The organism is Herbaspirillum sp. WGmk3 (assembly GCF_023952535.1).
GTDB classification, from domain to species: Bacteria; Pseudomonadota; Gammaproteobacteria; order Burkholderiales; family Burkholderiaceae_D; genus Herbaspirillum; species Herbaspirillum huttiense.
The window spans coordinates 35256-60996 of sequence record NZ_JAKYWT010000009.1; the positions used below are offsets into that span (position 1 = coordinate 35256).

Below are 25741 nucleotides of genomic sequence, written 5' to 3' on the forward strand. Positions count from 1 at the left end.
CAGGTGAGCGAGCCCGATCCGCAGCGCCCGCAGTCAGGAGATCTTCCGGCTGCGGGACGCGCTTGCCGTCCTGCGGCTGCTTTCCTTGATTGCCATGACTTCCACTCCCATTCTGCAGATGACCGGCATCAGCAAGTCCTTCGGGGCCACGCGCGCGCTGTCGGACATGCACCTGACCATCCGCCCCGGCGAGATCCACGCCCTTATGGGCGAGAACGGCGCCGGCAAGAGCACGCTCATGAAAGTGCTGTCCGGCGTCCATGCGCCCGATGACGGCCAGATCCTGCTGGACGGTAAGCCGGTCTCGCTGCGCGACCCCGGTGCCAGCCGCGCTGCCGGCATCAACCTGATCTACCAGGAACTGGCGGTCGCGCCCAACATCAGCGTGGCCGCCAATGTCTTCATGGGCAGCGAACTGCGCACACGCTGGGGGCTGATCGATCACGCCGCCATGCGCGCGCGCACCGATGCCGTCCTCCGCCAATTGGGCGCCAGCTTCCGTGCCTCGGACCGGGCCGGACGTCTTTCCATCGCCGAACAGCAGCAGGTCGAAATCGCCCGTGCCCTGGTACACCGCAGCCGCATCGTCATCATGGATGAACCGACGGCGGCGCTCTCCGAACGCGAGACCGAGCATCTCTTCGGCGTCGTGAAACGCCTGCGCGATGAGGGCCTGGCCATCATCTACATCAGCCATCGCATGGCCGAGGTGTATGCCCTCGCTGATCGCGTGACGGTACTGCGCGATGGCAGCTTCGTGGGCGAACTGGCGCGCGAGGAGATCGATTCCGAACGCATCGTGCAGATGATGGTGGGCCGCTCGCTGGGCGAGTTCTACCAGCACACCCGCATGGCCCCGGAACGCGCGGCGGCCTTGCCGGTGGTGTTGCAGGTGCAGGATCTGGCGGGCGGCAAGGTCAGGCCGGCCAGCTTCGCGGTGCGTGCCGGCGAGGTGCTCGGTTTTGCCGGACTGGTCGGTGCCGGGCGTACCGAACTGGCGCGCTTGCTTTTCGGTGCCGATGCCCGCAGCGGCGGCCACGTGCTGCTGGATGGCCAGGCGGTGCAGATCGATGAACCGCGCGCTGCCATGCGTGCCGGTATCGCCTACGTGCCGGAAGACCGCAAGGGCCAGGGGCTGTTCCTGCAGATGGCCGTGGGAGCCAACGCCACCATGAACGTGGCGGGCCGCCACAGCACGCTGGGACTGGTACGCAGCGGCGCGCTGGATGGCGTGGCGCGCGACGCCATCCAGCGCCTCAACGTCAAGGTCGCGCATCCCGGCGTGGCGGTGGGCAAGCTCTCCGGCGGCAACCAGCAGAAGGTCCTGCTGGCGCGCTGGCTGGAGATTGCACCCAATGTTCTGATCCTGGACGAGCCTACGCGGGGTGTGGATATCTATGCCAAGAGCGAGATCTATCAACTTGTCCACAAGCTGGCCGAACAGGGCGTGGCCGTTGTCGTCATTTCCAGCGAGCTGCCGGAAGTGATCGGCATCTGCGACCGCGTGCTGGTCATGCGCGAGGGCAGCATCACCGGTGAACTGGCCGGCGCGGCCATCACCCAGGAAGCCATCATGCATCTGGCCACCGATGCGGGGGGCATGCATGGTGCGCATGGACAGGCCGCTCCGGTTTACGGCATGGCGCATTCGGGCTTGCCTTCTTCTCCTTCTTCTCATTCCTTCTAGTCATGGCACATCCAACTCCTCTGCACAACAACGTGGCTGCGGCGCGTTCTTCTTCCACGGCGTCGCAATGGCTGCTGCACCGGCTGGGCATGTTGCCGGTACTGGTGGTGCTGTATCTGCTGTTCTATGCGCTCACCATCTATCTCAGCGGCGACGGCAGTTCCAACTTCGCCACCGCCGAAAACACCATGAACATCCTGCGCCAGGTCGCCATCAACCTGGTACTGGCGGCCGGCATGACCTTCGTCATCCTTACCGCCGGCATCGACCTGTCGGTCGGCTCCGTGCTGGCAGTGTCGGCGGTGCTGGGCATGCAGATATCGCTCAGTGCCGCGCCGGGCTGGTCGATTCCCATGTTCATCGTGTCGGGGCTGTTGATGGGCATGGTCAATGGGGCCATGGTGGCCTTCCTCAACATCAATGCCTTCGTGGTGACGCTGGGCACGATGACGGCCTTCCGCGGGGCGGCCTATCTGCTGGCCGATGGCACTACGGTGCTGAACAATGACATCCCCAGTTTCGAATGGATAGGCAATGGCGATTTCCTGCACGTCCCCTGGCTGATCTGGGTGGCGGTCGCGGTGGTGCTGCTGTCCTGGGTGATCCTGCGCAAGACGGTGCTGGGCATGCACATCTACGCCATCGGCGGCAACCTGCAGGCGGCGCGCCTGACCGGCATCCGCGTGGGACTGGTGCTGCTGTTCGTGTATTCGATCAGCGGCCTGTTCGCCGGCCTGGCCGGCGCCATGTCGGCCAGCCGCCTGTATGGCGCCAACGGCAACTGGGGCAGCGGCTATGAACTGGACGCGATTGCCGCTGTGGTGCTGGGCGGTACCAGCCTCATGGGGGGCGTGGGCACGATCTGGGGGACGGTGGTAGGGGCGCTCATCATCGGCGTGATGAACAACGGGCTGACCATCCTCGGCCTGTCCTCGTTCTGGCAATACGTGGCCAAGGGCGCGGTCATCGTGCTGGCCGTGATCCTCGACAAATGGCGTCAGAAGGATGCCGCGCAATGACACTCTCTTCCCCATCCGGAGCCGGCATGTCCCTTCCCGATCTCGAAAGCCGCGCCTTCCTGCAAGCGCATGTGGCCGATACGCTGGCCTTTTACGACCGCCATGCCATCGATCCAGAGGGCGGATTCTTCCATTACCTCAAGGACGACGGCAGCGTCTATGAGCGCAGCCATCGGCATCTGGTCAGCGCGACGCGGCTGGTCTTCACGCAGTCCATGGCGTATCTGCATACCGGGCAATCACGCTATCTGGAACAGACGCGCCATGCACTGGCGCATCTGCAGCGCTTCCGTCATGCGGAGGGACCGTTGGCCGGCCTGTATGCCTGGACCCTGCGCGATGGCCAGATCGAGGATGGCACCGTCATGGCCTATGGCCAGGCCTTCGTGCTGCTGGCATTCGCGCAGGCACACCGCGTCGGCTTGTGTGATGCGCAGCAGGTGGCGCAGGCGTATGAACGCATGGAGAGCGCTTTCTTTGAGCCTGCGCATGAAGCGTATGCGGACGAGATCACGCCCTCTGGCGAGTTGATTCCGTATCGCGGCCAGAACGCCAACATGCACATGTGCGAAGCCTGCCTCGCTGCGCATGTCGCCACCGGGCGCGCGGTCTACCTGGAACGTGCGCAGTTGCTGATCGAGCGCTTCGTGTTTGGATTGGCACGGCAATCGCAGGATCTGGTGTGGGAGCATTATCGTCAGGACTGGTCCCTGGATCACGACTATAACCGCGGCAACCGCGACAACATTTTCAAGCCATGGGGCTTCCAGACCGGCCACCAGACCGAGTGGGCCAAGCTGCTGCTGATCGCCCATGCACAGGAGCCGCGCCCGGCCTACGTGACGCGGGCCGCCGAGTTGCAGGACGCGGCGTGGCAGCATGGCTGGGATGCTCTGTATGGCGGTTTGATCTACGGCTTCGATCCGGACCTGCGGCCGTATGACACCGACAAATATTTCTGGGTCCAGGCCGAGTCCTTCGCCAGTGCATGGCGTTTGTGGCGCGTGACCGGGGAAGAACGTTTCCGCCAGCAGTATCACGCCATCTGGGCGTGGAGCTGGGCGCATCTGGTCGATCATCATCACGGGGCCTGGTTCCGGATTCTGGCCGCCGATGGCAGCAAGCTGGAGGACACCAAGTCGCCCGCCGGCAAGGTCGACTATCACACCATGGGCGCGTGCTGGGATGTGATGGAAGCGGGCGGCCTGCGCGAGTGAGCAAGACGCTCAGGGAATCTTCAGGAACACCTTGTCATAGATCTTGCGGATTTCCGCCACCGATTCCGGATCGTGCCATTTCTCGACGATGGCGCGATACGATGGCTTGGCGCGTTCGGCCAGCAGGACCTTGTTGACCTGCTCCACCACTTGCCGGCCCCATTCGTTATGGGGGCACATCACGCGATTGAAGACGACTTCATTGGCCTCCTGCATCGGCAGCGCCACCAGTTCGCCTGCATGGCCCATGGCGCGCGCCTGGTCGAAGGCCAGCAGCGGCAGCTCAACCATGTAGTCAAGGCGGCCGGCCAGCAGCATGCCGATCGCTTCCATCTGTTCGGAATAATTTTCACGCGGCGGATAGGTGGCCAGCAGCTTGTCCACCGTCGGGCTGTAGGAGCGGTCACGCATCACCGATGTAGTCAGCCGTGGGTCTTGCAGCAAGCCCGTCAGCGAGGTCCGGTGCCTGAATTCCTCCACGCGATCACGCCGCACGATGATGCGCAGTGGCAGGAAGATCGACATCGGCAGCGAGAGGTAGCCGTAATGTTCGCGCTCCGGGGTCTTGAGCATGCCGTTGAAGCACCAGTGACTGCCCTTGCGGATCTCGCTGTTGATGCGCGGGAAGGGGGCCTCCAGTTCGACGTGCTCGTAGCCGGGCATTTCCTTTTTCAGCACGTTGAGGGTGAGATCGAAGATGCCCTGATGCGCGAATTCTCCGCTGCGAATCATGTAGGGCGGCACATTGTATTTGCCCCAGGTGATCTGGTCGGCTGCCATCGCGAGGGGCAACATGGCCGCCAGGCACGCGCAGCACATCAAGTGGGCGAGGGGTTTGAGCCAATGACGATGGAGCATGCGCGACTTCCTTTTCAGATGGGGGCCGCGGAAGACGACGGCGGCAACGCCGGTGCCAGCAACACACGATTGCGGCCATCGGTCTTGGCTTGATAGAGCGCCCGGTCGGCCGCTTGCAGCAAGGATTCCAGCCGCGCGTCGGGATGTGCTGGAACGCACCAGGCCACGCCGGCGCTGATGGTAATGCGGCCCAGAGCGGATCCGGCATGCGGCAGGTTCAGCGCATGGATGGCATCGCACATGCGCTGCAGGATGTGCTGGCCCTGGAGGCCATCGGTCTCGGCGAGGATCACCGCGAATTCTTCACCGCCATAGCGCGCTACGGTTTCACCGGCGCGGCCGATGGTGTGCTGCAGTGTCTGCGCTACCTGGCGCAAGACCGCATCCCCGGCCACGTGGCCGTAATGATCGTTGTAGGGCTTGAACCAGTCGACGTCGATGAAAGCCACCGTGAGCGGCTTGGCGTGGCGCAGGCTGCGCCGCCATTCGTGATCCAGTGTCTCGTCGAAGCTGCGGCGGTTGGCGATGCCGGTGAGGCCATCGGTGAGGCTGAGTGAACGCAGACGTTCGTTGGCCTGCGCCAGATCACGCGTGCGTTCGGCGATGCGCAGCTCCAGCGATTTGTTGAGGGCGCGCAGGGATTCCTTTTCCTGTTCCAGTTGCGCGTAGAGCGCGCGGTTCTGGCGTGACTGCTTGCGCAGGCTGGACAGCATCGCGTTGATGGCATCGGCCAGGAAGTGCAGCTCATGGCGCGTGCGTCCTCGCAGGCGGATGCGTTGCGGATTGTCGGGGTGATCGGGCTGGTTCAGATCCTGCCCGCGCACGAAGTCCGACAGCCGGGTGATGGGCCGTCCGAGCCAGCGGTGGAAGACGTAGAGGAAGATGAACCACAGCACCAGCGTCTTGATGACCGAGTTGATGAGGATCAGCGTAAAGCCGTAGGCCACCTTGCGGATCACCACCTGGCGGCTGGAATAGACGGTCCAGGCACCGATGTCGTGGGTGACGCCGTGTTCATCGCGATAGAGAATCGGGAAGCGATGGCTGGTGGCGGCATTGAAGAAGCCCGGCTTGACGGCACTGCGCGCGCCGTCGGCGTCGACGTGGATCTGTTTGCCATCGTGATCGATGATATTGCCCAGGGCCATCACCAGCTTGCCTTGCGGGTCTTCGATCTTCACCCCGGTGACCACGGGCAGGTTGCTGATGCCGCGCAGGGTGGCCTTTTGCACGTCCCCCTGGAAGCGCCAGGTGGAGCTGGCCAGGCTGGCACCGAAGGTCAGGTCCATGGCCCGCAATTCGTTGTCCACCCCGGACTGCGTGTGCTCATATTCAGCGCCAAGTTGCAGGCAGGTCACGATCAGCGTCACCAGAAAGTAACTGCCGAAGATGATGCGCAGCAGATGGACTGCCAGGGAATTCTTGGAGAGCAAATTCATTTTCTTGCGTGGCGGGTTGCCTTGCTCAGGAGTTCGCGCGTGCGTGCAACGCAATGCCGATGCGGTATGCAGACATCGTGCCAGCGCGAGGGGGGTGGGCGACCGATGGCGAGACGCTGCGTGGCGTCATGGCGTGGTGTGCAGGCAGTGCGGCGAGGGTAGTAGCCACGGCGGACCAGCGCGCATTATTACGGATGCGCTGCGTTGGCATGGCGTGGTACTGCCGCATTGAATCTCCTCCCGCGGATGTGATGAGGGCCCTTGATGGGCCGCTTAATTACTGGTCACGTGCGGGGTAAATTCTAACGTCAGGTGTTGGCGAGATGTTGGTGAAAGCTGCTTGAACGTAAGCAAATTGTCCATCTCGTTCGCATCATTGCCAGCGCGGGAGGAGTGTTGGTGAGGATTGTGCGCTCGCCGTTGCCATGCGGCATGAGCGGAGATCCTTCGCAGGTTTGATGCGCTGACTGCGCGGCGCAGGGTGCGCTGGAAATGAACAGCCGTCACCGTGATGACGACTGTTCGGCTTGCCGGGCTTGCGCGCGTACTTGAGTTGCAACTGCCAGGATGAATATCAACCGCGCGCTCGTTTCCAAGAAAGGTAACGATACTGCGTAGGGTGGCTTACTTCTTCAGCCAGGCCAGGCGATAGAGTTTCTGGTCGTTGAGATAGAACGCCTGGATACTGCTGCGCACTGCTTCCGAATTTTTGTAGATGGTGAGGAACTGGGCAATGCGCGGATCGTTTGTCTTGTCGCTGCGGGCCACGAACTGGATGGCCCAGGAATCATCCTCGTAGCTGGTATAGGCCAGTCCCTTGTGCGCATCGAAGGCTTTGGAGGCGATGATGAAATAGGGGAAGCCCTGCGCCAGATCCACATCGGGCGTGACGCGGACCAGTTGCGGTCCCTCGACCTCGACGAACTGCAGCTTCTTGGGATTGGAGACGATGTCGGCCTGGGTGCCGAGCAGCCCGGTGTCAGGGCGTAGCGTGATCAGGCCTGCGTGCTGCAGCAGGCGCAGGCCGCGGCCGACGTTGACGGGATCGCTGGCGATGGCCACCTTGGCGCCGTTGGGCAGATCGGCCAGGGAGTTGTATTTGCTGGAATACAGGCCCAGGTAGGAGAGGATGCCAGCCTGCACGCTGGTTAGCTTGAATCCCTTGCTGCGCACGGCATTGGCCAGGTAATTGCTGTTCTGGTAGTAGTTCAGGTCGATGTCGCCGGCATCCAGCGCGATGTTGGGGGTGGCCCAATCGCTGAATTCGATGACTTGCACATCGAGGCCTTGTTTTCTGGCTTCCTTGGCGGCGACTTCCACGGAGTCGGCGAAGACGCCGGGGACTACGCCGATCTTGAGCGGGGCGGCCAGGATGCTGCCTGCTGCAGCCAGGCTGGCGAGCAGGACGGTGAGCTTTGGTATCCAGCGTTGGGTGAGCGAGGGGGAAGCGGTCATGAAGGGCCTGTTTGCGAGAAAGGTCTGAAGGGGGGTAAGACGGAGCCCAGTATAGGCAGGGCTCTTCAGTGGCCCAACAAACGATTTCGCATTTGCTTCTTGGGGATTCGAGTAAGCGTGGCAGGGGGCGTCCGTCGGTGTCGTGTCATGTCGCACGTTCCACTTCGCGCGCTCGGTCAGGGAGGGACTTCGCAGCGTAGATGCGCTGCGGACACACTGTGCGATGAAAACAAAAAACGCCCTTCTTTCGAAGAGGTGAGTTTTTTCGGACGGCGCTGCATACGATCCAAAGCTATCTAGTCTTGAACTTCTAGGCTTTCAATCAGCAAATCGCTTTGCATTACTTTTCTCAACTAAGTCGTCGACCAAGTCATTCTATTTATACGCATCGAAATAATTCTAGGTATGGAGTGTATTATTGATTTTCACTTGACTAAATGTATATTCAAGAAAATCAAAATTTATGGCTACCTGGATTAGCGATATTGTTTCAGCGCTATCAAATTTGGGAGGTGCGGCTTCCTATGATGACATCTATGCGGAAATCAAACGCATTCGAGGCAGTTCCTTGCCAAGCTCTTGGCAAAATATTATCCAAAGAGAAATTCAAGCGCATGCCAGTGAATCCTTGGGTTTCAAAGGTCAGCCACTTTTTTACTCGGTTAACGGCAAAGGTTCCGGCGTATGGGGATTGTTGTCGGCGTCAAATAATGGAGGTGGAAATTCGATTTCCCCAGGCGAGCCAGCTGGCATTCGAGCCAGTATTCTTGATCATGACCGGAACATTACCCGTCACCGCAATCAAGCCTGGTCAAGAGATGAACTGATTTTAGCTCTCCGGTTGTATCTTGATCATAAAAAATCACCTCCTGGTAAAGACAGTGTGGAGGTTAAAGAACTGTCTGAAGTTCTGAATAAAATGGGGAGCGCGCTTGGAATAAGCAGCAATGGAACATTCCGTAACGCGAACGGCGTCTATATGAAACTAATGAATTTTAGGCGCTTCGATCCCGATTACACCGCGGATGGCAAGGTTGGGCTGACTCGAGGAAACAAAGATGAAGAACGAGTATGGCGCGAATTTTCCGGTGACGTTGAAAGATTGCGGCGAGTTGCCGAAGCGATTTGCATCGCAGTGGAACAAAGCCCTTCAATACTTGGCGGTGATGACGAGCCTGGAATTGAGGAGGCCGAGGAGGGGCGTGTTTTGACAAGAATGCATCGCGTTCGCGAACGTAAACGAGGACTCGTTGAGCAACGAAAAAAGAATGCACTCAAGACTCATGGTCGTTTGGCGTGTGAGGCATGTGGGTTCGATTTCTCGATCAAATATGGCGAAGTCGGGCAGGGAATCATTGAGGTTCATCATACTAAGCCGGTTCACACGCTGACAGAGGGCGACAAAACCAAGCTAGAAGATCTGGCTCTTCTGTGCGCCAATTGCCATAGAGTTGTGCATTCCTCTAGGCGTTGGTTGAGCATCGACCAGGTGAAGGCGGCCGTCAAAGATGCTCAAGGTCGTTGCTAGGTCGTGATATGCATTTTTTGATTTGATTTGATTGGATGATGGAATCTAGTTGAACGTAGAAAACAAAAAACCCGCCCTTCTTTCGAAGAGGCGGGTTTTTCGGACGGCGCCGCATACGCATGATTGCACATGCAGCGACGGGTATCTGGTGGTGATAGGTGGACTTGAACCACCGACCCCAGCATTATGAGTGCTGTGCTCTAACCAGCTGAGCTATATCACCAGGAGGCAAGCCCGAGACTATAGAGGTCCAATCGCCTTCTGTCAATACTTTTTCCGCATTTCCCTCTTAATTTTATCCACAGGCCCCGGCAGCTCATCCGGCGCGGCGTTCCGCCAAGGCTTGCTGCACCCGCGCCAGCACCTCGGCCGTGGCCTCCGGGCGGTTGCAGTCGATGCTGATGCGCTCCGGCATCGAACGCAGCCAGGTCAGCTGGCGCTTGGCCAGTTGCCGCGTGGCGGCAATGCCTTTCTCGCGCAGGGCCGTGGCATCGATGCTGCCGTCCAGGTATTGCCACATCTGGCGATACCCCACACAACGCATCGACGGCAGCCCCAGATGCAGGTCGCCCCGCGCGCGCAAAGCGGCGACTTCACGTTCCAGCGCGCCACCGCGCAGCATCAGGTCAAAGCGCAATGCAATGCGCTCATGCAGCACCGCGCGATCGGCTGGTTCCAGCGCCAGTGGCAGCATCTCGAACGGCAGCGGCTCAGGCGGCTTCTGCGACAGCAAGGACGACATCGGCTGCCCCGTCAGCAAGCTGATCTCAAGCGCACGCTGGATGCGCTGGCTGTCAGTCGGCTTCAGTCGCGCGGCCGTGACCGGGTCCAGCGTCGCCAGGCGCGCATGCATGGCCGGCATGCCAATCCGTGCTGCTTCCTCGTCCAGTTGCGCACGCAATGCCGGATCGGCCTGCGGCAGCTCATCCAGGCCGTCACGCAGCACCTTGAAATACAGCATCGTGCCGCCCACCAGCAAGGGCAGCTTGCCGCGCGATGCAATCTCCAGCGTGAGCCGCAGCGCATCCTGGCGGAACTGCATGGCGGAGTAAGCTTCGGTCGGGTCGATGATGTCGATCAGGTGGTGCGGCACGGCCGCCAGCTCTTCCGGGCTGGGCTTGGCGGTGCCGATGTCCATCTCGCGATAGACCAGGGCCGAATCGACGGAAATGATTTCGCAGGGCAGGTGGCGGGCAATCTCCAGCGCAGCGGCAGTCTTGCCGGACGCAGTGGGGCCCATGATGGCCACCGCCAGAGGCAGTTGCTGGGTCATCACACGATCCTTACTGGCCACGCAGGAAGAGCTTGTCCAGATCCGACAAGCCCATCTGGGTCCAGGTCGGACGGCCGTGGTTGCACTGGTCGGAGCGTTCGGTGGCTTCCATCTGGCGCAGCAGCGCGTTCATCTCGGGCAGCGTCAGGCTGCGATTGGCACGCACCGCCGTATGGCAGGCCAGCGTACCGAGCAGTTCGTTGCGGCGCTCCAGCAAGACACGCGAACCACCGTACTCGCGCACATCGCGCAGGACGTCGCGGGCCAGCGTCTGGGCGTCAGCGTTCTTCAGCAGCGCCGGGACGGCACGCACGGCCAGGGTGGTCGGCGACATCACGGCAATGTCGAAGCCCAGGGCCGACAGCGTTTCCTGATGTTCTTCCACCGTGCCCACTTCCACCGGATCGGCATAGAAGGTGACCGGAATCAGCAGCGGCTGCACGAACATCTCGTTGCCATCGAGCGCGGTTTTCAGTTGCTCGTAGAGGATGCGTTCATGCGCGGCATGCATGTCCACCACCACCAGGCCGGCCTGGTTCTGCGCCAGCACGTAGATGCCATGCAGTTGCGCCAGCGCGAAGCCGAGCGGGAAGTCGCCGTCCGGCAGGGGGGCGGCGGGCTGTGCAGCGGACTGGAAGGCTGCGCTGTTGAAGCCTGCCGCCGCATTGCCACTGTCGCTCTGCCCGGCAGGCTCGCTGCGGAACATGTTGCCGTAGGCCGCGCGGTCCTGGCGTACGCCAAAGCCGCCGCTGCCCGGTCCGCCGTTGCCGGCAAAAGAGAACGGACGCGGTTGTTCGGCGAACTGGGCGGAGAAGCTCTGCTGTTTCTGTTCGCGCATCCAGGGCAGCGGGGCATTCGGGCCACTGGCGGGAGCGGGCGCGCCCTCGGCGCTCTCGGTCTGTTGCTGCGGCAGATTGCCGAAGGACACGGCCGAGGTCTGCGCCAGCGCGCGCGAGACCGCGTGGAATACGAACTGGTGCACCGCGCGGCTGTCGCGGAAACGCACTTCGATCTTGGATGGGTGCACGTTCACATCCACCAGCGCCGGGTCCAGCGTCAGCGACAGCGCATAGGCCGGATAACGGTCGCCATGCAGCACATCCTGGTAGGCGGCGCGCACGGCGTGGGTGAGCAGCTTGTCACGGACGAAGCGGCCGTTGACGTAGAAATACTGGCCATCGGCGCGTGCCTTCGAGGCCGTCGGCAGGCCGACGAATCCATGCAGGCGCAAGGGGCCCGCACTCTCGTCGAGCGGCAGACGCGCATTGGCGAATTCGTCACCGAGGATGTGCGCGCTGCGTTTGGCGAATTCACCGACGTTCCAGTGATCGACCGTCTTGCCGTTATGCGACAGCGAAAAACTCACATCCGGACGCGCCAGCGCAATACGCCGGACGACCTCGGCGCAGTGGCCGTATTCGGTCTGTTCGGACTTGAGGAATTTGCGCCGCGCCGGGGTGTTGAAATACAGGTCCTGCACGTCGATGGTCGTGCCCTGTGCGCCCGAGGCCGGGGCCACGGTACCAAATTGGGAACCGGTGATTTCCCATGCATGCGGGGCATCGGCGGTGCGGCTGGTTACCGTGAGCTGGGCCACCGAGGCGATCGAGGCCAGCGCCTCGCCGCGGAAGCCGAGCGTGGAGACATTCTCCAGATCGGTCAGCGATGCAATCTTGGAGGTGGCATGGCGCGCCAGTGCCAGCGGCAATTGCTCCGGTGGAATGCCGCGTCCGTTGTCGGTGATGGCGATGCGCTTGACGCCGCCTTGCTCCAGGCGCACGGTGATTTGCGTGGAGCCGGCATCGAGCGCGTTCTCCAGCAATTCCTTGACCACGGCGGAAGGACGTTCGATCACCTCGCCAGCAGCAATCTGCGAGATCAGCTGATCGGGCAGGGCCTGGATGGGGCGGTGGGACGGGGCGGCAGCCGGTTCGGAAGCGGGGGAGGAGTGCGGAGCGTTCATGGCGGGATTATACCTGCCGACGCCAGGGGCCGGATGTGACGAAGCCGCCCGGGGGCGGCTTCTTGGGAGCGGATGCAATCAGGGTTTTCTGCAGGGCAATCCGCGGATCGCCGCGCAGAAAATCATGCAAACGATATAAACGATTTACACACGGAAGGTGCTCACTGCGGCAGCCAGGCGCTCGGCCTGCTGCTGCAGCGATTGCGCGGCGGCTGCGGCCTGCTCAACCAGCGCTGCATTCTGCTGGGTGCTCTCATCCATTTGCGCGATGGCGCGGTTGATCTGGTCGATGCCTTCGCTCTGCTCACGGCTGGCGGTGGTGATCTCGCTGATGACGGTGGAGACGCGCTGCACGCTGGCCACCACGTCATTCATGGTGTTGCCGGCCTGGGAGACCAACTGGCCGCCACCGGCCACGGTCTGCACCGAGGCGTCGATCAGTTCCTTGATTTCCTTGGCGGCCGAGGCGCTGCGCTGGGCCAGCGTACGCACTTCGGTGGCGACTACGGCGAAGCCGCGTCCCTGCTCACCGGCGCGGGCCGCTTCCACCGCCGCGTTCAGGGCCAGGATGTTGGTCTGGAAGGCGATACCGTCGATCACGCTGATGATGTCGACGATGCGTTGCGAGGAGCTGTTGATGGCATCCATGGTCTGCACCACCTGACCCACGACGTCGCCGCCGTGGCTGGCCACTTCCGAAGCGGAACCGGCCAGTTCATCGGCTTGAACCGCGTTGGCGGCATTCTGCTTCACGGTCGAGGTCAGCTCTTCCATGGCCGAGGCGGTTTCTTCCAGGGCACCCGCTTGCTGCTCGGTACGCGAGGACAGATTCAGGTTGCCGGCGGCGATCTCGCTGGCGGCGGTGTTGATTTCCTCAGTCCCGGCACGCACGCTGGAGACCACTTCCGACAGGCCCATGCTGATACCGTTGAAGGCGCCCATCAGGCGGCCGATCTCGTCGCTGCTATGCACGTGCAGGCGGGTGGTGAGGTCGCCGCCGGCGATGCGGTCGGCGGCATTGCAAACCGCATCCAGCGGACGGGTGATCATGCGGTTGATCATCACCGTCAGGATCGCGCCGAGCACCGCCAGGAACAGCAGGCCCAGGCCGATGTAGAGATTGCGCATGGAATTGACTTCGCGCGTGATCTCATCGACTGCTGCTTCACCGACGATGACCCAGTTCCACGGGGCATAGTGAGTGAAGACCGCGATTTTCTGGCGGCCATCGCTGCCGGTGTAGCGCAGCTGGCCTTCCTTCTGCTGCACCAGGGTCTTGATGTAGGTGTCGCCGCCGGCATCCTTGGCCTCGATCAGGTTGCCGCCTTCTTCCTTGCCTTCGCGCGGGGCACCGGCAATCATCACGCCCTGGTCCTTGCCTTCGCGGCCATTGAGCGCGTAGAAGTTGCCGGTCTCGGCGATCTTGAGCGACTTGATCTGGTCCTTCAGCGCCTTCACGTCGGCCGAGATGTCGATGCCCACGTAGAGCGCCGCGATGATCTGGCCAGCGTCATTCTTGAAGGGCACATACTTGGTGATGTACTGCTTGCCGAACAGAGTGGCCAGGCCGCTGTAGCTCTTGTCGGACTTCAGGGCGGCATAGCCGGGATGGGCGCGGTCAAGCAGGGTGCCGACGGCGCGTTCGCCGTTTTCTTTCTTGACGGAAGTTGACACGCGCACGAAGTCATCGCCGGTCTTGGCGAAGATGGTGGCGGTCACGCCGGTGTGGGCAGTGAAGCGGTCGGGGATGGAGAAATCCAGGTTCAGTTCGCGGCCATCATTGGACAGCACCGGCGTGGCGCGGTCGCCAATCTGCACGGTGCGGCTTTCGTCCAGGGTGAGCTTGCCGAATTCCTTGTCGAACATGGTGGAGAAGCGGTCCACCTGGCTGTTCACCGAGCGGTCGAAGATGCCCACCATGTTGGCCACGCCGCGCGCGTCGTTGCCCATCTGTTCGATGGAGCGCGATTCCACCATGCGTGAAGCGGAGTAAGTGATCAGCATCAGTGCGATCACGAAGACGATGCCCACCAGGGCTACCGTCATGGCAGTCAGTTTTGCACCGACCGAGCGATGAAACAGAGATGCGCCGCGCGCATCAGACATTGCATTAGCCATGGCTGTTGTTGTTCTTGAAGTCAAAGGGTGTGGAAAAGCAAATACCGAACCAAAACCATCCGAGGACCGATGGCGATCGCTGACTACGCGCTCATCTCGCCATCGTTTGCCCTCCTTCTTTCCGTCTTCCGGAAGGTCCTGCAACACTGTGCCTGCGTACCGATGACAGCTTGGCCGGAGGAGCGGCATGCTGCATCGGATTGCCGAAACGGCAATGCAACGCGGTCACTCACGTCAGGGGCCTTCCTTGCTGGGAGGCCCAACGTTCATGCTGAAATCACGGTACTTGCGGGGAAGCCAGTCAGTATATCGTCAGCATTTTGCGCCGCATCAAAATACTTCGAATGTTTGCGCCCACATGTAACTGTGCTGTTGTTTTTCCGGCGAGAAAGTGCCTTTTTTGCATGGAACTTTCGATTGTTCTTGCCTGCTTGTATTTACTTCTCTCCAAGTTCAGCCGCGCGGTCCTGTCGCCCCCGGCGGAGCGGCGTTTTCTCCGCGGTAATCCCGCACCCAGCTTTCGAGTTGATCAGCCGACATCGGCCGCGAAAAATAATAGCCCTGCGCCACGTCACAGCCCTGGCTGATCAGCAGCCGGTACTGGTCGGCATCTTCCACACCTTCGGCCACCACGGTCAATTTGAGGCTTTCACCGATGCGGATGACCGCATTGGTCAGGGCGCTCACCGCCGCGTCCTTGGCCATGTCGCGCACGAAGCTCTGGTCCAGCTTGAGTTCGGAGACTGGCAGCTTGCGCAGGTAGCCGAGGCTGGAATAACCGGTGCCGAAGTCATCCATGGCCAGCGGAATGCCCAGTGCATGCACGGCGGCGATGGTCTGGTTGGTGCTGGGGTTGGTATCCATCAGCACGGTCTCGGTGATTTCCAGCGTGAGGTCGGTCGGTGCCAGGCTGTAGCGGCGCAGCAGGCCGGTGAGAAATTGCGGCAGGTCGAGATCGTGGAAATTGGTGGCCGACAGGTTCACCGAGACCGACGGCACCTGGATCCCGCGCCGCCGCCAGTCAGCCAGCTGGAAGCAGGCCTCTTCCAGCGCCCACTTGCCCAGTTCGCCGATCAGGCCGCATTCTTCGGCAATCGGGATGAAGCGGCCCGGCGAGATCTGTCCCAGTTGCGGATCGTGCCAGCGGGCCAGCGCTTCCACGCCGTGCAGGCTGAGGTCGTGCAGGTTGATCTGCGGCTGGAAGTGCAGTTCGAAGCGGCCGCCGCGCAAGGCATCCCGCAGCGCGCCTTCCAGCACCAGCCGTTCCTGGGCGAGGCTGTTCATCTCCTCGCTGAAGAAGCTGAAACGTCCCCGGTTCACGGCCTTGGCCTGGTACATGGCGATGTCGGCCCGATGCAGCAGGGTCTCGATATCGTGGCCGTTGTCGGGGAAGATCGCCACGCCGATGCTGGCCGAGGGATTGAGCGGCGTGCCGTTGATGTGGCAGGGCATGGCCAGCCGTTCCTGGATGCGCTTGACCACTTCGGTCAGGTGGTCGGTGTCGTATTGGGTCAGCACCACCACGAACTCGTCGCCAGAAAGACGGCCGACGATGTCCGAGCGGCGCGCCTGTGATTGCAGCCGCATGGCCACCGTGCGCAGCAGTTCATCGCCGGCCTGGTGGCCCAGCGAATCGTTGACCTGCTTGAAGCGATCAAGGTCGATGAACATCACCGCCACCATACTGCGGTTGCGCTCGGCTGCCGCGATCGCTTGCCCGGCCTGTACCAGCAGCAGGCTGCGGTTGGGCAGCCCGGTCAGCGAATCATAGAACGCCAGCTGGTGGATGCGCGCCCGCGAAGCTTCGCGTTCGATGGCCAGTGCGCACAGGTGCAGGCCGGCATCCACCAGCAGGTGGTGGAAGGCGCTGGGCGCGCGCGGATGGCGATAGTAGAAACCGAAGGTGCCGATGACCTTGCCGTCGGCCGACTTGATCGGGGTCGACCAGCAGGCCTGCAGACCGTGGCTCAAGGCGATTTCCTTGTAGTCGGCCCAGTGCGGATCGGTGGCGATCTCTTCCGAGACCACGCTCTCGCCGGTATAGGCGGCGCTGCCGCAGGAGCCCACCAGCGGACCGATCTGGATGCCCTCGATGGCGCGTGTGTAGGCTTCCGGCAGGCTGGGCGCGGCCAGGGTATGCAGGCGGCCCTGTTCATCCACGCTCAGCACCGAGGCGATCACCTCGGGCGCGACGCGTTCCACTTCTTCGCACAGCAGGCTCATCTGCTCCGCCAGCGATGAGTCGCGCGCCATGGCGTTGAGGACGCGGTACTGCAGCACTTCATGGACCTTGGTATTGGTGATGTCGGTCATCACGCAAACCGCATTGATGAGCTTGCCCTGCACGTCGAGGATGGGATTGACCACCGCCGAAATCCAGACCGGCTGCTCGTGCAGGTCGTGGATCAGTTCCTCGGTGTGGAAGCTGTGTCCCTGCAGCAGCTCGCCATGGCAGCGCTCGATCGACTTGACGAAACTCGGGTGATTGGCAAACAGCTCGCGCGGCAGCTTGCCGATGGTCTGCTGGCTCTGGAAGCCCAGCATGCGGGTGAACCCGGTGTTGTGGAAGACGATGCGGTTCTGCTCGTCGGTGATGAGCACGGCATTGTCGGTTTCGTTGATGCCCAGCGAGAGCAGGTGCAGGTGTTCGCGGTCGCTCTTTTCGCGGGTGACGCGGTAGGTGACGTCGTTGCCGATGCAGATCACCCGTTCGGCCCGGCCTTGCGGATCGAGCAGGGGCGAGTAGGTGGCTTCCCACCAGATCGTGCGGCCACTGCGCGTGCGGCGCGGGAAGCGGCCGGAGAAGAAGCGGCCACTGCAGACGTCGCGCCAGAAGATCGCGTATTCCTCGCTGTCGGCATAGCCGGGCGGACACAGCACGCTGTGTGGCTGGCCGATCAGGTCGTCGGCCAGGTATTCCATGGTTTTGAGGTAGTTGCGGTTGGCCGCCAGGATCATGCCCTGGGGCGAGAGTTCGACCACGCCCAGCGAGCGGTTCAGGGCGCTCAGCACATTGTTGCTGTGATGCGAATCGTCGATGTGCGAACTGATGTCGGCCGCCACCGAGATCACCTTGCGCAGCTGGCCGCTGCCATCCAGGATCGGGCTGCACAGGGCTTCCAGCCAGACGATGGTGCCGTCGATTCTGCGCCGCTGCAGCGTACCGGCGATCACCTCGCCCTGGCGCAGGTGCTGCCAGAAGCGCTGGTAATCCTCGGTCTCGACAGAGAGCGGGTCACACAGCATGCGGTGATGCTGGCCCACCACTTCATGTCGCTGGTAGCCCAGCATGCCGAGGAATTTGTCATTGGCATCGAGGATGCTGCCATCGGCAGCGAATTCGAGAATGGCCATGGAACGCCAGAGCGCGCCCAGCAGCGCTTCGCGTTCCTCCTCGCGCAGGCGCTGGTGATCCCCCTGCGGCTGCGACGGATGATCGAACTGGCCCACGAATGACTCCTGGCTCCCCATACAGCGCCCCCTCTGGCCGGTATTGACGCCCGTGCGTCTTGCCTCATGCAGTGCGGAGTTGCGATTGCCCGGGTTCCCCGTTTTCCCCCGGTGGCTTCCATTTGCCCGTCCGTCAGCGCCGTCCCGTCTGCCTTACCGCCAGCGACCGCGCCGCGGAAAGGCGCAGAACATGCTTGATGATGCATATTCGGCACATCAAAACTGAACGAATCTGACTTTGATCATATGCCAAATCCTTCCGGTTGTGCGTGCGGGCAGCGGCCTCGCCGGGCCGCCACACAACGCTCTGCGAGCTTGTGTGAGGATCTTCTTGCGGCAAGTTTCCTCAAGGATTTTATCGGCCGGTATCGGGGCTTCTTGAGTTGCGGCGGGGTGAGTGTTGTATGATGCCTGCGCAGGTGCGCGAGATCGCTTTGCCTGTGCGATAGGTCCCGACGGAGTTGCTGAAGGGAAATATCCGGCCGCGCGGCGATGGGGAGCCCCGGCCTTGATGAATCACCAAAGATTGGGCTTTATGGATTATCTGCAGTGGCTGGACGTGCTGGTGCACGTGGACAAATATCTGGGCGTCCTGATCGAGCAGTACGGCCCGCTCATTTATGCGGTGTTGTTCCTGATTGTCTTCTGTGAAACCGGGCTGGTGGTCCTGCCCTTCCTGCCGGGGGATTCGCTGCTGTTCATCGCCGGTACCTTCTGTGCGCTGGGGGCCATGGACATCTGGCTGCTGATGGGCCTGCTGATCGCCGCCGCGGTGGCCGGCAACACGCTCAATTACTGGATCGGCGGCTGGGTCGGGCAACGCGTCTATACCCACAACTACCGCTGGCTCAACCCCGACGCCCTGCGCAAGACCCACACCTTCTATGAAAAACACGGTGGCAAGACCATCGTGATCGCCCGCTTTACCCCCATCGTGCGCACCTTTGCGCCCTTCATCGCCGGCGTCTCGGCCATGAGCTTTGCGCGCTTCCAGCTGTTCAACGTGCTGGGTGCCTTCCTGTGGGTGGTCAGCCTGGTGGTGCTGGGCTACCTGTTCGGCAATATTCCGGTGGTGCGGGAGAACCTCAATACGCTGGTGCTCATCGGCATCGTCGGTGCCATCGTTCCCATCGTGCTGGGGGCGCTGTGGCAGCTGTGGCGCAAATTGCGCGGCAAGCGCAAGGTCAGCAACGCCTGAGCGCCGCGTCCCCGGTGCACCGACGCCGCACCCGACAAAAAACCCGGTCTGCCAGAGCAGGACCGGGTTTTTTGTTGTCTGCCGCCTGAAACGCGACTTCAGGTCAGCCGGTTCTTGGCCAGCGGCGGGTTCTTGGCGAAGTAGTTGCGGATGCCGGTGAGGATGGCATCGGCCATTTGCTCCTGATAGCGCTCGTCGGTGAGCTTGGCTTCTTCTTCCGGGTTGGAGATGAAGGCGGTCTCGATCAGGATGCTGGGAATGTCCGGTGCCTTCAGCACGGCAAAGCCGGCCTGTTCCACCGCGCCCTTGTGCAGCTTGTTGATACCGCCGATTTCCTTCAGCACCGCATTGCCCACGCGCAGGCTGTCGTTGATCTGCGCCGTGGTCGACAGGTCCAGCAGTACGCTGGCCAGCTGGCGGTCATGGGTCTTGATGTTGACCCCGCCGATCAGGTCGGCCGAGTTTTCCTTGTTGGCCAGCCAGCGTGCGGCGGTGGAGCTGGCGCCCTTTTCCGACAGGGCGAACACGGAAGAGCCGCGCGCCGTCGGCTGCACGAAGGCATCCGCATGGATCGACACGAACAGGTCGGCCTGCACCTTGCGCGCCTTGACCACGCGCTGGCCCAGGGGCACGAAGAAATCGGCGTCGCGGGTCAGCATGACGCGCATGTTGGGGTATTGCTCGATCTTGCGTTTGAGGCGCTTGGCGATGGACAGCACCACGTCCTTCTCGCGGTTGCCGCGCGCGCCGGTAGCCCCCGGGTCTTCGCCACCGTGGCCGGGATCCAGCGCGATGGTGATCATGCGGGTCAGCTGCATGCGCGGCTCGTCCGGCACCACCTTGGGGTTGCGCTCGGTCTTGTCTTCCGGCTGCGGCTTGATCTCGGCCAGCGGGGCCGGATCGGGTTTGGGCGGTGCGGTCGGTGCCTGCGCCAGCGGCGGGGTGGCCGGGCTTTCCTTGTTCCACTCGCCCTTCTGGATGAGGGCGGCGATCGGATCGGGCGGCGCGGCCGGGTACAGGTCGATGACGAAGCGGTATTTGTATTCGCCCACCGGGGCCAGGGTGAAGACCTGCGGCTTGATCTCGTCCTTCAGGTCGAACACCAGGCGCACCACGCTGGGCCGGTTCTGGCCCACGCGTACCTGCTTGATGTAGGGGTCGTTGGGCTGGATCTTGGCGACCAGGTCCTTCAGGGTGCTGTTGAGGTCGATGCCCTCGATGTCCACCACCAGGCGCTCCGGGTTCTTGACCACGAAATGGGTGACCTTGAGGTCGCTGTCGTTTTCCAGCGTGACGCGGGTGTAGTCCTCGGACGGCCAGACACGCACGGCCAGGATCTGCGAAGCCAGAGCGGGCAGGGGAGTGACGACGGAGACGAACAGGGCGCCGCCGGCTTTGAGGATGGTGCGGCGGGTTTTGGACTTCACAGGTTGGGAGCGAATTTCAGTCGAGCGAGGCATTGATGACCCTTGTCGGACAACGCACGCAATTCTACATCACGACCGTCCCCTGCAAGCGACAGGTTGACGTGTATGTCCGGTGGCGGCAACACCGGATCGCCCTTTTCAGGCCATTCGACGATACAGACGGAGTTTTCGTTGAAATGTTCACGAAAACCGGCATCGAGAAATTCTTCCGGGCTGGCCATGCGGTACAGATCGAAGTGGATGACTGTTACCATGCGGCCTGCGAAGGAAACTTCATAAGGCTCCGCCAGCGTGTAGGTCGGGCTCTTGACCCGCCCCTGGTAGCCCGCCGCGTGCAGCAGGGCGCGCGTGAGCGCGGTCTTGCCGGCCCCGAGGTCGCCGTGCAGGTAGATCGCCAGGCCCGGCGCCAGCACCTGGGCCAGGTCGGCCCCGAGGCGGGCGGTGGCCGCTTCGTCGGGCAGGTGGAGGTGGAGTCGCTGCATGCTCATGCTGTTCTGGGTCATCCGGGATGGTTCGTTACAAGGTTCTAGTCTGAAGGTTCAAGCGCTCATGTCCATTCACCCCACGCCCGCCGATCCGATCGGGAGCACTGCCATCGCCGATCCCGCCGGCCTGGCGGCGCTGGCGGCCGCCATCAAGGCCTGGGGCCGGGAGCTGGGGTTTGCCGAGGTGCGCATCGCCGATGTCGACCTGTCGCACCGCGAGGCGGGCTTCCAGGCCTGGCTGGACAAGGGTTATCACGGCGAGATGGATTATATGGCAAGCCACGGCCTGAAACGGGCACGGCCGGCCGAACTGGTGCCGGGCACGGTGCGCGTGGTGAGCGTGCGCATGCCCTACCTGCCGGCCGCCGCCGATGCGGATCAGCCCGATCAAGCTGACTGGCGTGCCCGCGAAGAGGCGCGCAGCGCCGATCCGGCGGCCGCCCAGGTCTCGATCTATGCGCGCGGACGCGATTACCACAAGGTCCTGCGCGCCCGCCTGCAGCAGCTGGCCACCCGCATCGAGGGCCGCATCGGCCCCTTCGGTTACCGCGTCTTCACCGATTCGGCGCCGGTCATGGAAGTGGCCCTGGCCGAAAAGGCCGGGCTGGGCTGGCGCGGCAAGCATACGCTGCTGCTGCATCGGGAGGCCGGCTCGATGTTCTTCCTGGGCGAGATGCTGACCGACCTGCCGCTGCCGGTGGATGAACCGGTCACCTCGCACTGCGGCCAGTGCAGCGCCTGCATCACGGCCTGCCCGACCGGTGCCATCGTTGCCCCTTATGAGCTGGATGCGCGGCGCTGCATTTCCTATCTCACCATCGAACTCAAGGGCAGCATCCCGCAAGACCTGCGCCCGCTGATCGGCAACCGCATCTATGGCTGCGACGACTGCCAGCTCTACTGCCCGTGGAACAAGTTCGCCCAGCGTGCCAGCCTGCCGGACTTCGATCCGCGCCATGGCCTCGACCGGGCGAGCCTGGTCGAGCTGTTCGGCTGGAGTGAAGAGGTCTTCCTGAAGAACACCGAAGGCAGCGCGATCCGCCGCATCGGCCACGAACGCTGGCTGCGCAACCTGGCCGTCGGGCTGGGCAATGCGGCCGATGCGCCCTTGCACCGGGGCGATGCGGAGATCGTGGCGGCTTTGCGGGCGCGCCTGGATCATCCGTCAGCGCTGGTAGCCGAGCATGTAGCCTGGGCGCTGGCCCGTCATGGAGTCCATGGAGTCGCAGGAGCAGATGGAGTAGAGTGACCCCTCCCAATAAGGAGGAGACACCCCATGCCCAGACTGAATCGTGCCGTCCTGCTGGCCAGCGCGCTGGCTGCGAGCCTGCCGCTGGCGGCCAGTGCCCAGCCCGCATCGAGCGAAAAGATCGCCATCCCCGGCCTGCAGCAGCGCGCCGAGATCCTCATCGACCGCTGGGGCGTGCCCCACATCTATGCCGCCAGCGAGCGCGATGCCTTCTTCATGCAGGGTTTCAATGCCGCGCGTGACCGCCTGTTCCAGATCGACCTGTGGCGTCGGCGCGGGCTGGGCCAGCTTTCCGAAGTGTTCGGTCCCGCTTATCTGCCTCAGGACCGTGCGACCCGGCTGTTCCTCTACCGCGGCGACATGCGGCGTGAATGGGCCGCCTATGGTCCCGGTGCGGAAAGCGTGGCGGAGGCGTTCGTGGAAGGCATCAATGCGTATATCGATTACGTCTCCCTGCATCAGGAAAAACTGCCTTACGAATTCCGCCAGCTGGGCTATCTGCCGGCCAAGTGGCAGGCAGAGGATGTGGTGCGCATCCGCAGCCACGGCCTCACGCGCAACCTGCAAAGCGAAGTGGCGCGCGCCAAGGTGGCGTGCGCGGCCGATCTGAAATCCGATGAAATCCGCTCCGGCCTGACTCCGCCCTGGACCGCCGGGATGCCCGAGGGCCTGGACCCTTGCCTGCCCAAGGATCTGCTGCAGGTCTTCACGCTGGCCACGCAGGGCGTGCGGATTACCAAGGAGAGCCTGAACGCCGCCACCACTGCAGGCGACCCTCAGCTGGTGCGCATCGAGCCGGCCGCCAACCCGGAAGAGACCATGGAGGGCAGCAACAACTGGGTCATCGCCCCGTCGAAATCGGCCACCGGCCGCGCCATCATGGCCAACGATCCGCATCGCGCCTATTCGGCCCCGTCGCTGCGCTACATCGCCCACCTGAGCGCACCGGGCATGAACGTGATCGGGGCCGGCGAACCGGCCTTGCCGGGCATCTCCATCGGCCACAACGGCAGCATCGCCTTCGGGTTGACCATCTTCAACATCGACCAGGAAGACCTCTACGTCTACCAGCTCAATCCCGACAATCCGCAGCAATACCGCTATCAGGGGCAGTGGGAATCGATGCGCGTATTGCATGAACCGGTGCGCATCAAGAACGGCGCACCCGCCGTGGCCGATCTGAGTTTCACGCGCCATGGTCCGGTGATCTACGTCGATCAGGCCAAACACCTGGCCTACGCGGTACGGTCGGGCTGGCTGGAGCCGGGCATGTCGCCTTACTTCGGCAGCATCGCCTACATGCGCACGCGCAATTTCAAGGACTTCAAGCAATCCATGCTGAACTGGGGCGCGCCGACCGAGAACCAGGTCTATGCCGACACCAAAGGCAACATCGGCTGGGTGCCGGGCGGGCTGGCACCGAAGCGGCCCAACTGGGACGGGCTGCTACCGGTGCCGGGTGACGGGCGATATGAATGGTCCGGCTTCTGGCGCGGCGACCAGCTGCCCTCGTCCTACAATCCAGCGCAGGGCTGGTTTGCCTCGGCCAACCAGATGAATCTTCCTGCCGATTATCCCTACCGCGAGCGCAAGCTCGGATTCGAGTGGACCAACAATTCGCGCTTCACCCGCATCAGCGAAGTGCTGGCCAGCCTGCCCAAGGTCTCGCTGCAGGATTCGATGCGGCTGCAGAACGATGACCTGGCCATCCCCGCACGCCGCCTGGCCGCCTTGCTCAAGCCCTTGTCCTCCGATGACGCCAACACCCGCGCTGCGCTGGCCATGCTGGGCCAGTGGGATTACGTGGAACGCAGCGAGTCCGCGCAGCCGGCGTTGTACGAAGTCTGGCTCTCGCGCCATCTGGGCAAGGCCTTCAAGGAAGCCGTGCTGCCCAAGGCGGCTGCCGATGCCATGGGAGCACCCGATACGGCGGTGCTGCTCGATACGCTGGAAAATCCGGTACCCGCCTTCGGCGCCGATGCTGCGCAGGCACGCACCCGGCGCGATCAGATGCTGCTCTCCAGCCTCGGTGCTGCCTGGGCCGAACTGGCCAAGCTGCAAGGTGCGGATCCGTCGCAATGGCAATGGGGCAAGCTGCACCACAACCTGATGGCGCATCCGCTGGCCGATGTGGTGGATGAGGCGACCCGCAAGAAGCTCAACGTCGGACCCATGCCCAAGCATGGCGGGGCCTATTCGCCCAATCAGTCGACCTATCGCGTCAATGATTTTCGCCAGACCAACGGGCCTTCCTTCCGCGTGGTGGTGGATGTAGGCCGCTGGGACAATTCCTGGGCCGTCAATGCGCCGGGCCAGTCGGGCGACCCCGACAGCCCGCACTATCGCGATCTGGCCGACAAGTGGTTGAAGGGCGAGTATTTCCCGCTGCTCTATTCACGCGGAGCCATCGAGAAAGTCACCGAGCACCGCATCGTGGTGCAGCCGGTGCGCTAGACAGCAGGGCTGGCCTGGTGCGGCAGGATCAATGCACCAGCGCCAGCCAGACCGGAATGCTCAATGCCGAGAGCAGCGTCCCGAACGAAATGAGGAAGGCCGTGAAGGGCCCGTTGCCGCCCATGCGCGCGGCCAGGATGTAGGCGCTGGAGGCGGTGGGCAGGCTGCAGAACAGCACCACGATACGCCACTGCAGCGGTGGCAGCTGCAGCAGCATGCCGATCAGGTAAGCGGCCAGCGGCACCGCAACCAGCTTGATGACGATGAACCAGGCCACGACCGGCTTGCTCTCTTTCAAGCCCGACAGCCGCAGTCCGGCCCCGACCATCAGCAGGCCCAACGCAATGGAAGCCGCGCCCAGCCGCGAGAGCACCACACTGGCCACTTCCGGCAAATGCAGCCCTAGTGCAGAAAACGTCAACCCGCCAGCAGTCGCCACCAGCAAGGGATTGCGGGCCAGCTCGCGCAGCAGGTTGCTGTTTTTTGCGGCCAGCGCATGGACCGCCGCGATATTGCACAGGGGCACGCCAAAACCAAGAAGGATGGCCATCAGGCCCGCGCCTTCTTCGCCCGCCATGCGGGTGGCCAGTGCCAGCGCGATATAGGAATTGAAGCGAAAGGCGCATTGCATGCCCGACTCGTAGGTCATGGGCGTGGCGCGCAGGAAGGGTTTGCCCAGCCAGGTCAGCGCGATGCCCACCAGCAGCGCCGCAACGCCCGTCTGCACCATGCCGCCGGTGACCGAGAGATCAACCTTCAGGCGCGCCGTCGAATAAAACAGCAGCGCAGGGAAGAGGATGAAATAGACCAGCTTCTCCATGCCGGCCCAGAATTCTTCGCCCCAGTTGGAAATGCGATGGATCAGCAGGCCCAGTGCAATGAGGCTGAAGTCCGGCAGCAGGAGGTTGAGGATCTCCACGT

17 protein-coding genes and 1 tRNA gene are annotated in these 25741 nt (G+C 62.7%); 7 read left to right on the top strand and 11 right to left on the bottom strand.

Features of this window, described 5'->3' with window-relative positions; translation table 11 throughout:
• Window positions 1–94: 94 nt before the first annotated feature.
• From MKD49_RS24850 to MKD49_RS24860, 3 genes are read left to right on the top strand one after another with little or no spacing between them, the layout of a single operon-like run.
• Window positions 95–1687: a sugar ABC transporter ATP-binding protein gene (locus MKD49_RS24850; RefSeq protein WP_252697625.1), complete on the top strand. Its 1593-nt coding sequence runs from the start codon at window positions 95–97 to the stop codon at window positions 1685–1687.
• Window positions 1688–1689: 2 nt separating this feature from the next.
• A complete protein-coding gene (locus MKD49_RS24855) occupies window positions 1690–2706 on the top strand; it encodes a ribose ABC transporter permease (RefSeq protein WP_252697626.1) in 1017 nt (338 codons plus the stop codon).
• 26 nt (window positions 2707–2732) lie between these two features.
• Entirely contained in the window at window positions 2733–3923 is a 1191-nt protein-coding gene (locus tag MKD49_RS24860; RefSeq protein ID WP_209568014.1) for an AGE family epimerase/isomerase, read from the top strand.
• Window positions 3924–3932: 9 nt separating this feature from the next.
• Here the strand turns inward: MKD49_RS24860 and MKD49_RS24865 are convergent, their stop codons facing one another.
• The 3 genes from MKD49_RS24865 to MKD49_RS24875 form a co-directional block, all read right to left on the bottom strand.
• Window positions 3933–4718 (bottom strand): TIGR02285 family protein, encoded by a 786-nt coding sequence (locus tag MKD49_RS24865; protein ID WP_252697627.1) that lies wholly within the window; start codon window positions 4716–4718, stop codon window positions 3933–3935.
• 77 nt (window positions 4719–4795) lie between these two features.
• A complete protein-coding gene (locus tag MKD49_RS24870) occupies window positions 4796–6220 on the bottom strand; it encodes a GGDEF domain-containing protein (RefSeq protein ID WP_252697628.1) in 1425 nt (474 codons plus the stop codon).
• A 624-nt stretch (window positions 6221–6844) separates the two neighbouring features.
• Window positions 6845–7675: a MetQ/NlpA family ABC transporter substrate-binding protein gene (locus tag MKD49_RS24875; protein WP_252697629.1), complete on the bottom strand. Its 831-nt coding sequence runs from the start codon at window positions 7673–7675 to the stop codon at window positions 6845–6847.
• Between the two features lie 463 nt (window positions 7676–8138).
• Between MKD49_RS24875 and MKD49_RS24880 the strand changes: the two genes are divergently transcribed.
• Complete coding sequence (locus tag MKD49_RS24880; RefSeq protein ID WP_252697630.1) at window positions 8139–9203, top strand: HNH endonuclease; 1065 nt, start codon at window positions 8139–8141, stop codon at window positions 9201–9203.
• Between the two features lie 146 nt (window positions 9204–9349).
• Here MKD49_RS24880 and MKD49_RS24885 read toward each other — a convergent pair.
• From MKD49_RS24885 to MKD49_RS24905, 5 genes are all read right to left on the bottom strand, one after another.
• Window positions 9350–9426 (bottom strand) — tRNA-Met (locus tag MKD49_RS24885).
• Window positions 9427–9519: 93 nt separating this feature from the next.
• Complete coding sequence (miaA, locus tag MKD49_RS24890) at window positions 9520–10476, bottom strand: tRNA (adenosine(37)-N6)-dimethylallyltransferase MiaA (protein WP_252697631.1); 957 nt, start codon at window positions 10474–10476, stop codon at window positions 9520–9522.
• A gap of 10 nt (window positions 10477–10486) precedes the next feature.
• Window positions 10487–12439 carry a DNA mismatch repair endonuclease MutL gene (gene mutL, locus MKD49_RS24895; RefSeq protein WP_209567993.1) on the bottom strand — a complete coding sequence of 651 codons (1953 nt, stop codon included), beginning with the start codon at window positions 12437–12439 and terminating at the stop codon, window positions 10487–10489.
• A 144-nt stretch (window positions 12440–12583) separates the two neighbouring features.
• Entirely contained in the window at window positions 12584–14545 is a 1962-nt protein-coding gene (locus tag MKD49_RS24900; RefSeq protein WP_371925514.1) for a Cache 3/Cache 2 fusion domain-containing protein, read from the bottom strand.
• A 465-nt stretch (window positions 14546–15010) separates the two neighbouring features.
• On the bottom strand, window positions 15011–18028 hold the full coding sequence (locus MKD49_RS24905) for an EAL domain-containing protein (RefSeq protein ID WP_252697632.1): 3018 nt from the start codon (window positions 18026–18028) through the stop codon (window positions 15011–15013).
• 514 nt (window positions 18029–18542) lie between these two features.
• On the opposite strand from MKD49_RS24905, the gene MKD49_RS24910 reads away from it, so the two are divergent.
• Complete coding sequence (locus tag MKD49_RS24910; protein WP_039790106.1) at window positions 18543–19205, top strand: VTT domain-containing protein; 663 nt, start codon at window positions 18543–18545, stop codon at window positions 19203–19205.
• Window positions 19206–19303: 98 nt separating this feature from the next.
• Here the strand turns inward: MKD49_RS24910 and MKD49_RS24915 are convergent, their stop codons facing one another.
• Both MKD49_RS24915 and tsaE read right to left on the bottom strand, forming a co-directional pair.
• The gene (locus MKD49_RS24915; protein ID WP_121037614.1) at window positions 19304–20665 is read right to left on the bottom strand and encodes an N-acetylmuramoyl-L-alanine amidase; all 1362 of its coding nucleotides are present in this window, start codon (window positions 20663–20665) and stop codon (window positions 19304–19306) included.
• The gene (gene tsaE / locus MKD49_RS24920) at window positions 20629–21114 is read right to left on the bottom strand and encodes a tRNA (adenosine(37)-N6)-threonylcarbamoyltransferase complex ATPase subunit type 1 TsaE (protein ID WP_039790104.1); all 486 of its coding nucleotides are present in this window, start codon (window positions 21112–21114) and stop codon (window positions 20629–20631) included. The genes MKD49_RS24915 and tsaE overlap by 37 nt, the downstream gene beginning before the upstream one ends.
• A gap of 67 nt (window positions 21115–21181) precedes the next feature.
• On the opposite strand from tsaE, the gene queG reads away from it, so the two are divergent.
• Together queG and MKD49_RS24930 are read left to right on the top strand one after the other, a co-directional pair.
• A complete protein-coding gene (gene queG, locus MKD49_RS24925; protein ID WP_252697633.1) occupies window positions 21182–22366 on the top strand; it encodes a tRNA epoxyqueuosine(34) reductase QueG in 1185 nt (394 codons plus the stop codon).
• Between the two features lie 27 nt (window positions 22367–22393).
• The gene (locus tag MKD49_RS24930) at window positions 22394–24820 is read left to right on the top strand and encodes a penicillin acylase family protein (RefSeq protein WP_252697634.1); all 2427 of its coding nucleotides are present in this window, start codon (window positions 22394–22396) and stop codon (window positions 24818–24820) included.
• A 28-nt stretch (window positions 24821–24848) separates the two neighbouring features.
• On the opposite strand, the gene MKD49_RS24935 is transcribed toward MKD49_RS24930, so the two are convergent.
• A complete protein-coding gene (locus MKD49_RS24935) occupies window positions 24849–25739 on the bottom strand; it encodes an AEC family transporter (RefSeq protein ID WP_034334306.1) in 891 nt (296 codons plus the stop codon).
• Between the last annotated feature and the right edge of the window lie 2 nt (window positions 25740–25741).

What these genes read in the sequence shown, in the direction of transcription:
- miaA (WP_252697631.1), bottom strand. Translation starts at nt 10,476, where the DNA reads ATGACCCAGCAACTGCCTCTGGCGGTGGCCATCATGGGCCCCACTGCG.
- MKD49_RS24865 (WP_252697627.1), bottom strand. Translation starts at nt 4,718, where the DNA reads ATGTTGCCCCTCGCGATGGCAGCCGACCAGATCACCTGGGGCAAATAC.
- MKD49_RS24905 (WP_252697632.1), bottom strand. Translation starts at nt 18,028, where the DNA reads ATGGGGAGCCAGGAGTCATTCGTGGGCCAGTTCGATCATCCGTCGCAG.
- MKD49_RS24900 (WP_371925514.1), bottom strand. Translation starts at nt 14,545, where the DNA reads ATGTCTGATGCGCGCGGCGCATCTCTGTTTCATCGCTCGGTCGGTGCA.
- MKD49_RS24930 (WP_252697634.1), top strand. Translation starts at nt 22,394, where the DNA reads ATGCCCAGACTGAATCGTGCCGTCCTGCTGGCCAGCGCGCTGGCTGCG.
- queG (WP_252697633.1), top strand. Translation starts at nt 21,182, where the DNA reads ATGTCCATTCACCCCACGCCCGCCGATCCGATCGGGAGCACTGCCATC.
- MKD49_RS24855 (WP_252697626.1), top strand. Translation starts at nt 1,690, where the DNA reads ATGGCACATCCAACTCCTCTGCACAACAACGTGGCTGCGGCGCGTTCT.
- tsaE (WP_039790104.1), bottom strand. Translation starts at nt 21,114, where the DNA reads ATGCAGCGACTCCACCTCCACCTGCCCGACGAAGCGGCCACCGCCCGC.
- MKD49_RS24875 (WP_252697629.1), bottom strand. Translation starts at nt 7,675, where the DNA reads ATGACCGCTTCCCCCTCGCTCACCCAACGCTGGATACCAAAGCTCACC.
- MKD49_RS24880 (WP_252697630.1), top strand. Translation starts at nt 8,139, where the DNA reads ATGGCTACCTGGATTAGCGATATTGTTTCAGCGCTATCAAATTTGGGA.
- MKD49_RS24915 (WP_121037614.1), bottom strand. Translation starts at nt 20,665, where the DNA reads ATGCCTCGCTCGACTGAAATTCGCTCCCAACCTGTGAAGTCCAAAACC.
- MKD49_RS24860 (WP_209568014.1), top strand. Translation starts at nt 2,733, where the DNA reads ATGTCCCTTCCCGATCTCGAAAGCCGCGCCTTCCTGCAAGCGCATGTG.
- MKD49_RS24910 (WP_039790106.1), top strand. Translation starts at nt 18,543, where the DNA reads ATGGATTATCTGCAGTGGCTGGACGTGCTGGTGCACGTGGACAAATAT.
- mutL (WP_209567993.1), bottom strand. Translation starts at nt 12,439, where the DNA reads ATGAACGCTCCGCACTCCTCCCCCGCTTCCGAACCGGCTGCCGCCCCG.
- MKD49_RS24850 (WP_252697625.1), top strand. Translation starts at nt 95, where the DNA reads ATGACTTCCACTCCCATTCTGCAGATGACCGGCATCAGCAAGTCCTTC.
- MKD49_RS24870 (WP_252697628.1), bottom strand. Translation starts at nt 6,220, where the DNA reads ATGAATTTGCTCTCCAAGAATTCCCTGGCAGTCCATCTGCTGCGCATC.